At 60.6% G+C, this 14,331-nt stretch carries 10 protein-coding genes; 9 read left to right on the top strand and 1 reads right to left on the bottom strand.

Annotated features, from left to right (window positions below; translation table 11 throughout):
- The first annotated feature begins 80 nt into the window (after positions 1 to 80).
- Positions 81 to 599 carry a GNAT family N-acetyltransferase gene (locus ACZZ0K_RS10995; protein ID WP_056785767.1) on the top strand — a complete coding sequence of 173 codons (519 nt, stop codon included), beginning with the start codon at positions 81 to 83 and terminating at the stop codon, positions 597 to 599.
- A gap of 1 nt (position 600) precedes the next feature.
- On the opposite strand, the gene ACZZ0K_RS10990 is transcribed toward ACZZ0K_RS10995, so the two are convergent.
- On the bottom strand, positions 601 to 1,293 hold the full coding sequence (locus tag ACZZ0K_RS10990; RefSeq protein ID WP_258708151.1) for an aspartate/glutamate racemase family protein: 693 nt from the start codon (positions 1,291 to 1,293) through the stop codon (positions 601 to 603).
- 197 nt (positions 1,294 to 1,490) lie between these two features.
- Between ACZZ0K_RS10990 and ACZZ0K_RS10985 the strand changes: the two genes are divergently transcribed.
- From ACZZ0K_RS10985 to ACZZ0K_RS10950, 8 genes are all read left to right on the top strand, one after another.
- Positions 1,491 to 1,982 (top strand): hypothetical protein, encoded by a 492-nt coding sequence (locus ACZZ0K_RS10985; protein ID WP_095179923.1) that lies wholly within the window; start codon positions 1,491 to 1,493, stop codon positions 1,980 to 1,982.
- Positions 1,983 to 2,407: 425 nt separating this feature from the next.
- Positions 2,408 to 3,385, top strand: a complete 978-nt coding sequence (locus ACZZ0K_RS10980; RefSeq protein ID WP_463559763.1) for a hypothetical protein — start codon at positions 2,408 to 2,410, stop codon at positions 3,383 to 3,385.
- Between the two features lie 129 nt (positions 3,386 to 3,514).
- Entirely contained in the window at positions 3,515 to 4,192 is a 678-nt protein-coding gene (locus tag ACZZ0K_RS10975; protein ID WP_071172345.1) for a DUF3313 domain-containing protein, read from the top strand.
- A 288-nt stretch (positions 4,193 to 4,480) separates the two neighbouring features.
- A complete protein-coding gene (tpx, locus tag ACZZ0K_RS10970) occupies positions 4,481 to 4,981 on the top strand; it encodes a thiol peroxidase (RefSeq protein ID WP_076563099.1) in 501 nt (166 codons plus the stop codon).
- A 174-nt stretch (positions 4,982 to 5,155) separates the two neighbouring features.
- Complete coding sequence (locus ACZZ0K_RS10965; RefSeq protein WP_041481001.1) at positions 5,156 to 6,460, top strand: MdtA/MuxA family multidrug efflux RND transporter periplasmic adaptor subunit; 1,305 nt, start codon at positions 5,156 to 5,158, stop codon at positions 6,458 to 6,460.
- A complete protein-coding gene (locus ACZZ0K_RS10960) occupies positions 6,457 to 9,558 on the top strand; it encodes an MdtB/MuxB family multidrug efflux RND transporter permease subunit (RefSeq protein WP_258708152.1) in 3,102 nt (1,033 codons plus the stop codon). The genes ACZZ0K_RS10965 and ACZZ0K_RS10960 overlap by 4 nt, the downstream gene beginning before the upstream one ends.
- A gap of 136 nt (positions 9,559 to 9,694) precedes the next feature.
- Positions 9,695 to 12,802 (top strand): efflux RND transporter permease subunit, encoded by a 3,108-nt coding sequence (locus ACZZ0K_RS10955; protein ID WP_041480999.1) that lies wholly within the window; start codon positions 9,695 to 9,697, stop codon positions 12,800 to 12,802.
- Positions 12,799 to 14,268 (top strand): efflux transporter outer membrane subunit, encoded by a 1,470-nt coding sequence (locus ACZZ0K_RS10950; RefSeq protein ID WP_258708153.1) that lies wholly within the window; start codon positions 12,799 to 12,801, stop codon positions 14,266 to 14,268. Before ACZZ0K_RS10955 ends, ACZZ0K_RS10950 begins: the two co-directional genes overlap by 4 nt.
- Positions 14,269 to 14,331 lie beyond the last annotated feature (63 nt).

The following is a 14,331-nucleotide window of genomic DNA, read 5'->3' as shown; positions in this document are numbered from 1 at the left end:
CGCTCCCACAATTTCATCTCGCCAGATTCCAGATCAGCGGTTTAGAGTGACCAGCCACACGCTGATCAAGGACCGATCCCATGTCAGACCCAACCTCCACGATCCATCTCGAACGCTCCAACGAATCCCACCTCGAAGGTATCACTGCGCTTTACAACGACCCCGTCGTTGCACGGCAAGTGCTGCAAATGCCGTTTCAATCCACCGAGGTCTGGCGCCAGCGACTTCAGGCTGATAACGAACGTGCGCTGAAACTGGTTGCCCTGGACCAAGGCGTGGTGATCGGCAATCTGGGCCTGGAAGCTTATTCCCGCATGCGCCGCGCCCACGCCGGCAGCTTCGGCATGGCAGTCGGGGCGGCTTGGCAGGGCAAGGGCGTCGGTTCGATGTTGTTGGCGGCGGCGCTGGAGGTCGCCGATAACTGGATGAATCTGCACCGCGTCGAACTCACGGTCTACGCCGATAACGAGGCGGCGATCGGGCTTTATCGCAAGTTCGGTTTCGAGGCCGAAGGGCTATTGCGTGATTATGCGGTGCGCGACGGGCAGTGGGTCGACACCCTGAGCATGGCCCGTCTACGCAATAGCCTGAAAGCCTGAGTCAGTCGCCCAGTGCGAACGCCACTGCTGACTGCGCATGCAACTCGGTGGTGTCGAGCAGGGGCAGGGCGCTGTGTTCGGGTTTGATCAGCAGACCGATTTCGGTGCAGCCGAGGATGATTGCCTGGGCGCCACGGGCGGTCAGGGACTGGATGACGCCTTGATAGATTTCTCGCGATTGTTCGCTGATCACACCCACGCAGAGTTCGTCGTAGATGATCCGGTGCACCTCTTTGCGCTCGGCTTCATCCGGCACCAGTACGGTCAGGCCTTGGGCGATCAGACGCTGCTTGAGAAAGTCCTGCTCCATGGTGAACGCGGTGCCGAGCAACCCGACAGTGCGCGCGTCGCTTTCCAGTGCAGCCTGCGCGGCGGGTTCGGCAATGTGCAAAAACGGAATGCTGATCGCGGCCTGAATCTGCTCGGCGACCTTGTGCATGGTGTTGGTACACAGCACCACGCATTCTGCGCCACCAGCCTCAAGCCGGCGTGCGGCATCCACAAGAATCGCCGCTGCATCGTCCCAGCGCCCGGCGTGCTGGGCCTGTTCGACCGGACCGAAATCGACGCTGTACATCAGCAACTGCGCCGAGCGCAACGGGCCGAGGCGCTCGCGAACCTGTTGGTTGATCAGGCGATAGTATTCGGCGCTGGACTCCCAGCTCATGCCGCCGATAAGGCCGATGGTGCGCATTGGATTTCCTCAAGCAAATGTCAGTGTCGAGCATTCAGGGCTGCCCGAAGTTACCTTCTGTTCCAGACTCGACGCCAGTACCGACTGACTGTACCGCCGATCTTTCCCGCAACTGTGCATCTGCAAGAACTAAACGTACGCCGCGCCGGGGATCTGCCACTATCACCCTTCGCAGGTCCTTTCCGAGGAACACCGCAATGAACGACGTACAGCAACTGGGCGAGATGCTGCGCCAATATGCCGAAAGCGAAGCGCACAAGAAGCAACTGTTCACCACGCAATCGGCTGCTTGGGCGGCTCGGATTGGCGCGCTGTTCGACCAGATCGAACAATGGCTTGAACCGGTCAAGGCGCCCAATCTGCTGGAGGTCAGTCGCGAGGCGTATGTCGCATCCGGGCCGAGCGTGCCGGTGGAAACCTCGACGTTCAAGACGGAAAAATTGAGCATTGTGATTGCCGGCAAACCGGTGGAGTTTGTGCCGGATGTGATGGGCAGCGGCGGGCAGATTTCCCTGGCAGTGATGGGGCTGACGGCGGCCCGGTATGGGAGCATTTCGCTGGTTGGCCTGGCGGATGGTGCGTGGCAGTGGCGCAAGACCAATGGCTTGAAGGATCCGGATACGTTTGCCTTCGACGCCGATTTCCTTGCTCAGCAATTGCAGAGCCTGATACCTCGCGATCGCGGTTAAGATCAAAAGCTTACCCCCTCACCCCAGCCCTCTCCCCCAAGGGGGCGAGGGGGAAAGGGGGCAGACCGAGTGATGTTCAAAACTTGAGCTCGACGCGATATTTCAGGTCGACGTGAGTCCTACAAACACTTCGGTCAGTCCCCTCTCCCTCTGGGAGAGGGCTAGGGTGAGGGCAGCCCGCCGCCAGCCACAAAAACATCACGCCCAGCGCATCAAAAAGCATCTCCATCACCTGAGCCCTCAAGCAATCTGAGCATGACGCTGGGCCAGCGCCACATCCGCAGGAGGAGTGAGGCGTAGACCGGGGAAACCCTTAGGTTCGGTGCCAATCCGGCATTTTCCCTTGGGTCACTGATGGCCTTTTGGTAGAGTCGCCGTCGCCAGCGGGTTTTCGGCTGGACGATGGAACCGAAGAAGGGAGTCTGATCAGTGAGTCCGGGCAAAAAATCCTCGGTCTCACGGCGTCGCTTTTGTTGCTGACGCTGTGGGCCAGTTACTTTTATGTATTCAAGGAAAACCGCGACGGCCAGCTTGGCGGTGTCGGCGAAAGCACCGCGTGGTGCGGCACGCCACCGACCAGTGAAGCGGCGTTGCTGGGCAAGGATCAACTGACCTTGCGCGTCACCAACAACCTGCGTGGCGAATTCATGGTTGGCGGCTCGCTGGTGGTTTCCGAACGAACCTTCAACCGCTACGACCTGGGCCGCAACGAACTGCGCCTGCGTCTGGAACCGCTGCAGTGGTCGTTCGGCGTGACGCCGATCTTCCTCGAGCAGGTCAAGGTGCAGCCGCTGAGCCGCAACCTCTCGTCGACCAACAAAAGCGCCTTCGCCGAACTTGAGCCTCGCGCAATCGGCGTGCACGCTCAGACTGCCGCGTTCCCCTTCGATACCTATCGCTACGGCTATAAACCGGTGCTGTATTACCTCAAGGGCAGCGAGCGCATCGACTTGCGCTTCAAGAACATCACCACGCTGATGGAGATGTCCAACACCTTCACGCCGATCCAGAAGTACAACCGCGCCGACTACATCAACGAGAAAAACTCGATGATCCGCGATGAGGACTACAAGCCGTACGGGGCGCATGAGTGCGCGTTCAGCGTCGAGCGCAAAGGCTCGTTCAAGGTCGTGGTGTTGCTGCTCTTGCTGGTGCTGTGCCTGCCGCTGATGCTGGTGTTTTACCGCGATGAACCGGGGATCGACTTCCTCGCGACGCTGGTGGGGATTGCAGTGGTGCGCACATTGCTGATCGGGCCAGTGGAAGATTTCCAGCTATACAACATCGACTTCTTGTTTGGTGCGGCGATTCTGCTGGTGGGAACGGTATCGCTGATCAAGGCGATGCGCGCCAATAGCCGGCGGGAAATGGCTTTGCGCAGTGGCGAAACATCCTCCTGGTAATACCGGTTGGCGAGGCACACGCGCTGTCGGATGTGAACTTTGCAATTGGCCATCGCATTTGCCGGGGTTTTGGCTATACCTGTATCTCCCCTATGCAAAATGTCTTGGCCTTCTCAAAGGAATTACAGCATGAAGCTAGCCGTCGTGATGGGCACGCTGTGCATTGCCACCCTTGGCGTGGTGGGTTGTTCCAGCAAAACCGTCGAGCCTGACCAGTATTCCGGCTTTCTCAAGGATTACAGCCAGCTGAAGGAGGCCAAGTCACCCTCTGGTGCCGAGGTGATGCGCTGGATGGACCCGAAACTCGACATCAATAAATTCACCAGCGTTTACGTAGAGCCAAGCCAGCTCTACCCGAAGCCGCAAGCCACCGAGAAAATCCCCCAGCAGACTCTCAATGGCATCACCAGCTATTACGATCAGGCGCTCAAGCGCGAACTCGGCAAATCGCTGCCGTTGGCCGCAGGTCCCGGGCCGGGCGTAATTGTGGTGCGTCCGGCGATTACCGCAGTCAGCAGCAAGACCGAAGGCCTGCAAGTCTATGAAGTGATCCCGATCGCACTGGTCGCCGCAGCGGTAAGTACGGCCTCTGGCATCCGCGACCAGGAAACCACGCTGGCCACCGAAGCGGTATTCATGGACGGCGCGACCAATCATGTCATCGCGCAGGTGGTGCGCAAAGGTACCGGCAAACCGCTGGAAAACTCTTCCCAGGTGATGAAAGCCGACGACATGAAAGCGGTGATCGATGGCTGGGCAAGCGATCTGCATCAGTCGTATCTGAAACTCAAATCTGAAGCCAAATGATGCAGTAAGGCTGGTTGCCTTTTCGCGAGCAGGCTCGCTCCCACACTGGACACGTATTCAGTGTGGGAGTGAGCCTGCTCGCATTTCGGTGTATCAGTTTCGAATATGCGGCCTGACACAACCCTTTCGCTAGCAGGCTCACCCCTACAGGGAAGCTGCGGTGGGTTGTATACAATGTCACCGTTCAGCACCCAACAATTTCAAACAGGGCATAGGTCGCCAGCCGATTTCGTGGTTAACTTCCGCCTCTTGCATGCTTTCCAATCAAAAAACAGAAGGACTCAAGTCATGGCTCAAGTCACCCTCAAAGGCAATCCGGTTCAAGTCAACGGCCAGTTGCCACAAGCCGGTTCCAAGGCGCCAGCCTTTTCCCTGGTAGCCGGCAATCTGTCCGACGTCACCCTGCAAGACTTCGCCGGCAAGCGCAAAGTCCTGAACATTTTCCCAAGCGTCGACACCCCGACCTGCGCCACCTCCGTGCGCAAGTTCAACGCCCAGGCCAACGACATCAGCAACACCGTGGTGCTGTGCATCTCCGCTGACCTGCCATTCGCCCAAGCACGCTTTTGCGGTGCTGAAGGTCTGGAAAACGTACAGAACCTGTCGACTCTGCGCGGCAGCGAGTTCATCGAAAACTATGGCGTGGCCATCGCTGACGGCCCGCTGAAAGGCCTGACCGCTCGCGCGGTTGTGGTGCTGGATGAAAACGACACCGTTCTGCACAGCGAACTGGTCAAGGAAATCGCCGAAGAGCCTAACTACGAAGCGGCACTGTCCGTTCTCAAGTAAGGCTTTTACAATTGTTAACGGCCTGGCCCTGTCCAGGCCGTTTTCATTTGTGTATCAGGGTTTTGCCTCACACCTTGAAACGTAAGTGGAAGGTAAATTGCCGGTAAAGCTGCTTTGCTTCAATCCACTCAGTGCTTATCGTTCAGCCTCCCGTAATAGAAGCCCACGCGCCCAATGGTCAATAACTCCATGCAATCGTCCCCCCGCAAATCCCGTCGCTGGCTGATCAGCCTGCTCGTCCTGTTGGTCATCGCTGTCCTGTGCTGGAAATTCTGGCCCGCCGGCTCTGCTGACAAGGCGGGAGGCGACAAAGCGGCCGCTGGGCATACCGGGCGCTCGGGAATGATGCGGCCTGGCTTCGGCGGCGGTACCGGGCCGATTCCGGTGCGTGTGGCGCCGGCGGTGAAGGGCGACTTCCCGCTGTATTACAAGGCACTGGGCACGGTCACCGCGCTGAACACCATCAATGTTCGCAGCCGCGTGGGCGGCGAACTGGTAAAGATTCATTTCGAAGAAGGGCAGATGGTCAAGGCGGGCGACCTGCTGGCCGAGATCGATCCGCGTCCTTACCAGAACGCTTTGCTCCAGGCCGAAGGCACGTTGCTGCAGAATCAGGCGCAACTGAAAAACGCCCAGGTCGACGTCGAGCGTTACCGCGGTCTGTATAAAGAAGACAGCATCGCCAAACAGACCCTCGACACCGCCGAAGCGCTGGTTGGCCAGTACCTGGGCACGGTCAAGACCAATCAGGCGGCGGTCAACGACGCCAAGCTCAATCTCGAATTCACCAAGATCCGCGCGCCGATTGCCGGTCGCGTCGGTCTGCGTCAGGTCGACGTCGGCAACCTCGTCGCCGCTAATGACACGACGTTCCTCGCAGTGATCACCCAGACGCAACCGATCAGCGTTGCCTTCACCTTGCCGGAGAACAGCCTCGACACCGTGCTCGCCCGTTACCGCAGCGGAGCTAAACTGCCTGCCGAAGCGTGGGATCGGGGCGACACCAAGCTGCAGGCTACCGGTGTGCTGCAAAGCCTCGACAACCAGATCGACGTCGCTACCGGCACCCTCAAGTTCAAGGCCCGTTACGATAACCGCGACCAGTCGCTGTTTCCCAATCAGTTCGTCAACGTTCATTTGCTGGCCGACACGCTCAAAGGTGTAGTGCTGGCACCGTCGGCAGCGATTCAGTTCGGCACCAATGGCACCTTTGTCTATGCGCTGGACGGCGACAAGAAAGTCACCATTCGCCAACTGAAAATCGGTGCCAGCGACGGTGACAACACCGTGGTCACCGAAGGCCTCGCCGCAGGTGATCGCGTTGTGCTTGAAGGCACCGATCGCCTGAAGGAGGGCAGCGAAGTCGAAGTGGTCAATGACAGCAGCGAAGTGCCGACCTCGCCGACCGAACACCTGCAAGGCAAATCTGCCGCCAATCCCGATGCGACCACAGCCGATAAGGCCAAGAAGGGCGCATGAACATTTCGCGGCTGTTCATCCTCCGTCCGGTAGCCACCACCCTGAGCATGCTGGCCATTGTTCTGGCCGGCCTGATCGCTTATCGCCTGCTGCCGGTTTCGGCCTTGCCGCAGGTCGATTATCCGACCATCCGCGTCATGACCCTGTACCCCGGCGCCAGTCCGGACGTGATGACCAGCGCCGTCACCGCGCCGCTTGAACGCCAGTTCGGGCAGATGCCGGGCCTCACACAAATGGCCTCGACCAGCTCCGGCGGCGCTTCGGTGCTGACCCTGCGTTTCAGCCTCGACATCAACATGGACGTCGCCGAACAGCAGGTGCAAGCCGCGATCAACGCCGCGACCAACCTGCTGCCGACCGACCTGCCGGCACCGCCGGTGTACAACAAGGTCAACCCGGCGGACACGCCTGTTCTGACCTTGGCCATCACCTCGAAAACCATGCTGCTGCCCAAGCTCAATGATCTGGTCGATACGCGCATGGCGCAGAAAATCGCCCAGATCAGCGGCGTCGGTATGGTCAGCATCGCTGGTGGCCAGCGTCAGGCCGTGCGGATCAAGGTCAACCCCGAAGCGCTGGCGGCCAACAGCCTCAACCTGTCGGACGTACGCACGCTGATCGGCGCCTCCAACGTCAACCAGCCGAAAGGCAACTTCGACGGCCCGACCCGGGTGTCGATGCTCGATGCCAACGACCAACTGACCTCGCCCGAGGACTACGCCAACCTCATCCTGACCTACAAGAACGGCGCACCGTTGCGGCTCAAGGACGTCGCGGAAATCGTCGATGGCGCCGAGAACGAGCGTCTGGCCGCGTGGGCCAACCAGAATCAGGCGGTGTTGCTGAACATCCAGCGACAGCCCGGCGCCAACGTTATCGAAGTGGTCGACCGCATCAAGGCCTTGCTGCCAAGCATCACCGACAACCTGCCGGCCGGCCTCGACGTCACGGTGCTGACGGATCGCACCCAGACCATCCGTGCCTCGGTCACCGACGTGCAACACGAACTGCTGATCGCTATCGCGCTGGTGGTCATGGTCACGTTCCTGTTTCTGCGCCGCGCCAGTGCGACGATCATTCCCTCGGTCGCCGTGCCGCTGTCGCTGATCGGCACCTTCGGCGTGATGTACCTCGCCGGTTTCTCGGTGAACAACCTGACGTTGATGGCACTGACCATTGCCACCGGTTTCGTCGTCGACGACGCCATCGTCATGCTCGAGAACATTTCGCGCTTCATCGAAGAGGGTGACAACCCGATGCAGGCCGCGCTCAAGGGCGCGAAACAGATCGGCTTCACCCTGATTTCCCTGACCCTGTCGCTGATCGCCGTCCTGATTCCGCTGCTGTTCATGGCCGACGTGGTGGGGCGCCTGTTCCGCGAATTCGCCATCACCCTGGCGGTGGCGATCCTGATTTCCCTGGTGGTGTCGCTGACCCTGACGCCGATGATGTGCGCCCGCCTGCTCAAGCGTGAACCGCAGGAACACGAGCAAGGCCGTTTCTACCGCGCCAGCGGTGCGTTCATCGACTGGATGATCAAGGAATACGGGCGGATGCTGCGCTGGGTGCTCAAGCATCAGCCGCTGACCTTGCTGGTCGCCATCGGCACGCTGGCGTTGACCGTATTCCTTTACGTGATCGTGCCGAAGGGTTTCTTTCCGGTGCAGGACACCGGGGTGATTCAGGGCATTTCCGAAGCGCCGCAGTCGATCTCCTTCGCGGCGATGGGCGAGCGGCAGCAGCAACTGGCGAAGATCATTCTTGAAGATCCGGCGGTGCAGAGCCTGTCGTCCTACATTGGCGTCGACGGCGACAACGCCACGCTCAACAGCGGCCGCTTGCTGATCAACCTCAAGCCTCATGGCGAGCGCGATCTGACGGCCAGCGAAGTGATTGCACGCCTGCAACCACAACTGGACAAACTGGTCGGCATTCGGCTGTTCATGCAGCCGGTGCAGGACCTGACCATCGAGGATCGGGTCAGCCGCACCCAGTACCAGTTCAGCATGTCCTCGCCGGACTCGGAATTGCTCAGCCAGTGGAGTGGCCGTCTGGTCGAAGCCCTGGCCCAGCGTCCGGAGTTGACCGACGTGGCCAGTGATCTGCAGGACAAAGGCTTGCAGGTCTATCTGGTGATCGACCGCGACGCCGCATCGCGCCTTGGCGTGTCGGTGGCGAATATCACCGATGCGCTGTACGACGCCTTCGGCCAGCGGCAGATTTCGACCATTTACACCCAGGCCAGCCAGTACCGCGTGGTGCTGCAAGCCCAGGCCGGGGAGAAGATCGGCCCGCAGGCGCTGGATCAGATTCACGTCAAGACCACCGACGGCGCGCAGGTACGCCTGTCGAGTCTGGCGCATGTCGAAGAGCGTCAGGCGCAACTGGCGATCACCCACATCGGCCAGTTCCCGGCGGTGATGATGTCGTTCAACCTCGCGCCGGGCGTGGCGTTGGGGCACGCCGTGGACATCATCGAGCAGGTGCAGCAGGACATCGGCATGCCGGTCGGCGTGCAGACTCAGTTCCAGGGCGCGGCGCAGGCGTTCCAGGCTTCGCTGTCGAGCACCTTGCTGCTGATTCTGGCGGCCGTGGTGACCATGTACATCGTCCTCGGCGTGCTCTACGAGAGCTACATCCACCCGATCACCATTCTTTCGACCTTGCCGTCCGCCGCAGTCGGTGCCTTGCTGGCGTTGCTGCTCAGCGGCAACGACCTGGGCATGATCGCGATCATCGGCATCATTCTGTTGATCGGTATCGTCAAGAAGAACGCGATCATGATGATCGACTTCGCCCTCGACGCCGAACGCACCCAGGGCATGGCCCCGGCAGAGGCGATCTATCAAGCGGCGCTGCTGCGCTTCCGGCCGATTCTGATGACCACGCTGGCGGCGTTGTTCGGCGCAGTGCCGCTGATGCTGGCCACTGGGTCTGGTGCTGAATTGCGACAGCCGTTGGGTCTGGTGATGGTCGGCGGCTTGTTGGTGAGCCAGGTGTTGACGCTGTTCACCACGCCGGTGATTTACCTGTACTTCGACCGCCTCGGAAGGCGCTTTGGCAAGGCCAAAGCCGAAGGTGAAGAGGTCGCGGTATGACTGTCGGAATATATCTCCCCTGTGGGAGCGAGCCTGCTCGCGAAAGCGGGAAGTCAGTCACTGCCAAAGTTGAAGGTAAGGGCGCATTCGCGAGCAGGCTCGCTCCCACAGAGGTATGCGGGGAGAACAAGAGTCGATGAACCTCTCCGGCCCTTTCATCAAACGCCCCGTGGCAACCATGCTGCTATCCCTGGCAATCATGTTGCTCGGTGGGGTCAGCTTCGGTCTGTTGCCGGTATCGCCATTGCCGCAGATGGATTTCCCGGTGATCGTGGTTCAGGCCAGTCTGCCGGGCGCCAGTCCCGAGGTGATGGCTTCGACGGTGGCGACGCCGCTGGAGCGGTCGTTCGGTGCGATTGCCGGCGTCAATACCATGAGCAGCCGTTCCAGTCAGGGTTCGACGCGGGTGATTCTGCAGTTTGACCTCGACCGCGACATCAACGGCGCGGCGCGGGAAGTGCAGGCGGCGATCAACGCCTCGCGCAATCTGCTGCCGAGCGGGATGCGCAGCATGCCGACCTATAAAAAGGTCAACCCGTCGCAGGCGCCGATCATGGTGCTGTCGCTTACTTCGGATGTGCTGGAGAAAGGCCAGCTCTACGACCTGGCCTCGACCATCCTCTCGCAAAGCCTGTCGCAGGTGCAGGGCGTTGGTGAAGTACAGATCGGTGGCAGTTCGCTGCCGGCGGTGCGCATCGAGCTCGAACCGCAGGCGCTGAACCAGTACGGCGTGGCCCTCGACGATGTGCGCAAGACCATTGCCGACGCTAACGTACGCCGGCCCAAGGGTTCGGTCGAGGACGGCGAGCGCTTGTGGCAAATCCAGGCCAACGACCAGTTGGAGAAAGCCAAGGATTATGAGTCGCTGATCATTCACTACGCTGACGGCGCCGCCTTGCGTCTCAAGGACGTGGCGAAAGTCAGCGATGGCGTCGAAGACCGTTACAACAGCGGTTTCTTCAACGACGACGCGGCGGTATTGCTGGTGATCAACCGTCAGGCCGGCGCCAACATCATCGAGACGGTCAACGAGATCAAAGCGCAGTTGCCCGCGCTGCAAGCGGTGCTGCCGGCCAGCGTCAAACTCAATCTGGCCATGGATCGCTCGCCAGTGATCAAGGCGACGCTGCATGAAGCCGAGATGACCTTGCTGATCGCCGTCGCCCTGGTGGTGCTGGTGGTGTACCTGTTTCTGGGTAACTTCCGCGCCTCGCTGATCCCGACCCTGGCGGTGCCGGTGTCGCTGGTCGGTACCTTTGCGGTGATGTACCTGTACGGGTTCTCGCTGAACAACCTGTCGCTGATGGCGCTGATTCTCGCCACCGGACTGGTGGTGGACGACGCCATCGTGGTGTTGGAGAACATTTCCCGGCATATCGACGAAGGCGTCAAGCCGATGCAGGCCGCGTACCTCGGCGCCAAGGAAGTCGGTTTTACCCTGCTGTCGATGAACGTCTCGCTGGTGGCGGTGTTCCTGTCGATCCTGTTCATGGGCGGGCTGGTCGAAAGCCTGTTTCGCGAGTTTTCCATCACCCTGGCGGCGGCAATCGTGGTGTCGCTGGTGGTGTCCCTGACGCTGACACCAATGCTCTGCGCGCGCTGGCTCAAGCCGCACACGCCGGGCCAGGAAAACCGCCTGCAACGCTGGAGCCACAAGACCAACGACTGGATGGTCGGCAAATACGCCACCAGCCTCGACTGGGTATTGCGTCATCGGCGTCTGACCTTATTCAGTCTGCTGCTCACCGTTGGCGTCAACATTGCGCTGTATGTGGTAGTGCCGAAAACCTTCCTGCCGCAGCAGGACACCGGCCAGTTGATCGGTTTCGTGCGTGGCGACGACGGTCTGTCCTTCAACGTCATGCAGCCGAAAATGGAAACCTTCCGCCGCGCCGTGCTCAAGGATGAAGCGGTGGAAAGCGTGGCCGGCTTCATTGGTGGTAACAACGGCACCAACAACGCCTTCATGATCGTGCGCCTGAAACCGATCAAGGAGCGCCAGCTGTCGGCACAGAAAGTCATCGAGCGTCTGCGCAAGGAAATGCCCAAGGTGCCCGGGGCGCAGTTGATGCTGATGGCCGACCAGGACCTGCAATTTGGCGGCGGCCGCGAGCAGACCAGTTCGCAATACACCTACATCCTGCAAAGCGGCGACCTCGCCGAATTGCGCAAGTGGTTCCCGAAAGTGGTCACCGCGTTGCGCGCCTTGCCCGAGCTGACCGCCATCGATGCCCGCGAAGGTGCCGGGGCGCAGCAGGTGACACTGATTGTCGACCGGGATCAGGCCAAGCGCCTGGGGGTCGACATGAACATGGTCACCGCCGTGCTCAACAACGCTTACAGCCAGCGGCAGATTTCGACGATCTACGACAGCCTCAATCAGTATCAGGTGGTGATGGAGGTCAATCCGAAATACGCCCAGGATCCGGTGACGCTCAAGCAGGTCGAGGTGATTACCGCTGACGGTGCGCGCGTGCCGCTGTCGACGTTCGCCCATTACGAAAACAGCCTGGAAAACGACCGCGTCAGCCATGAAGGCCAGTTTGCGTCCGAAAGCATTTCATTTGATATGGCCGAAGGCGTGACCGTGGAGCAGGGGAGTGCCGCCATCGAACGAGCGATCGCCAAGGTCGGTTTGCCGGAGGATGTGATTGCGAAAATGGCCGGCACCGCTGACGCCTTCGCCGCGACGCAGAAGAGCCAGCCGTTCATGATCCTCGGTGCGTTGCTGGCGGTGTATCTGGTGCTCGGTGTGCTGTATGAAAGCTACATTCACCCGCTGACCATTCTCTCGACTTTGCCCTCGGCCGGGGTTGGCGCGTTGCTGTCGATCTATGCGCTGGGCGGCGAGTTCAGCCTGATTTCCCTGCTGGGGATATTCCTGCTGATCGGCGTTGTTAAGAAAAACGCCATCCTGATGATCGACCTTGCGCTGCAATTGGAGCGGCATGAGGGCCTGTCGCCGCTGGAGTCGATCCGCAGCGCCTGCCTGCAACGCCTGCGACCGATTCTGATGACCACGCTGGCGGCGATCCTCGGCGCCTTGCCATTGCTGCTCGGCCGTGCCGAGGGTGCGGAAATGCGCCAGCCGCTGGGCCTGACCATCATTGGCGGTCTGGTGTTCAGCCAGGTCCTGACCCTTTACACCACCCCGGTGGTTTACCTTTATCTCGACAAGCTGCGCCATCGCTTCAACAAATGGCGTGGCGTGCGCACTGATGCCGCTCTGGAAACTCCGCTATGACTGACCGTTCGCTTCTCCAATTGGCCACCGTCCGCGGCTCGCGCCTGTTGAGCCTGTCGCTGTGCGTGGCGCTGCTCAGCGCTTGCGCAGTCGGCCCGGACTACCAGCGCCCGCAAACTGCCGAAATCGCTCAGTTCAAGGAAGCCGAAGGCTGGCGTCAGGCCAATCCCAGCGACTCGCTGGCCCGGGGCGCCTGGTGGGAGTTGTACGGCGATCGGCAGCTCAACGCCTTGGTGGAAAAACTCAACAGCTCCAACCAGACCGTCGCCCAGTCCGAAGCGCAGTTTCGTCAGGCGCAGGCTTTGGTGCGCAGTGCACGCGGGGCGTTTTACCCCAGTGTCGACCTGAGTCTGGGCAAGAACCGCTCGAGTCAGGGCACCGGCAGCAGCAGTTCGAGCCTGAGCAGTTCCTCAAGCGGTATTCGTGATACCTACACCGCGCAACTGGGCGTCAGTTGGGAAGCCGATGTCTGGGGCAAGCTGCGCCGTGGGCTGGAGGCGGATGAGGCCAACGCCCAGGCGAGTTTTGCCGATCTGGCGGCGATGCGTCTGAGTCAGCAGTCGGAGCTGGTGCAGAACTACCTGCAACTGCGCGTCATCGATCAGCAGAAGCGTTTGCTTGAAGCCACGGTTGCCGCTTACGAGCGATCACTGAAGATGACGCAGAACCAGTACCGCGCCGGGGTTTCCGGGCGCGATGCGGTGGCGCAGGCGCAAACCCAGTTGAAAAGCACCCAGGCCGATCTGGTCGACCTGATCTGGCAGCGCGCACAGTTTGAAAACGCCATTGCCGTGCTCACTGGCGAAGCCCCGGCCAACTTCAGCATTGCCGAAAGCCAGAACATCCCGAATCTGCCGCAAGTGCCGTTGAGCCTGCCTTCGCAATTGCTCGAACGCCGTCCTGACATCGCTTCGGCAGAGCGCTCTGTGATCGCCGCCAACGCCAATGTCGGCGTGGCGAAAGCCGCGTATTACCCGGACCTGACCCTGAGCCTGAGCGGCGGCTACAGCAGCAGTACCTCGAAAAACCTGATCAGCCTGCCGAACCGTTTCTGGTCGGTCGGCCCGCAGCTTTCTCTGCCGCTGTTCGACGGCGGCATTCGTTCGGCCGAGGTTGACCGCAGCGAGGCGGCCTATGACGAAACCGTCGCGCGCTACCGCCAGACCGTGCTCGACGGTTTCCGCGAAGTGGAAAACTACCTGGTCCAGCTCAAGGTGTATGAGGACGAAGCGGCAGTGCGCCAGGAAGCGCTGGATGCTGCCCGCGATTCTCTGCGCCTGACGGAAAACCAGTACAAGGCCGGGCTGATTGCCTATATCGACGTGGTCGTGGTGCAAGCCACGGCGCTGAGCAACGAACGCAGTGTGCTGAATATTCTGCAGAACCGACTGATCGCCAGCGTGCAACTGATCGCCGCGCTGGGCGGCGGCTGGGACGGCCAACTCGACGTCAGCGACAACCGCTGAACCTGTGGGAGCGAGCCTGCTCGCGAAAGTGGTGGGTCAGGCAACTACGATGGTGGCTGTGCC

The organism is Pseudomonas sp. AC255 (genome assembly GCF_979258175.1).
The sequence above is the reverse complement of the archived record's forward strand: the minus strand, read 5'-3'. Positions and strand labels throughout refer to the sequence as shown.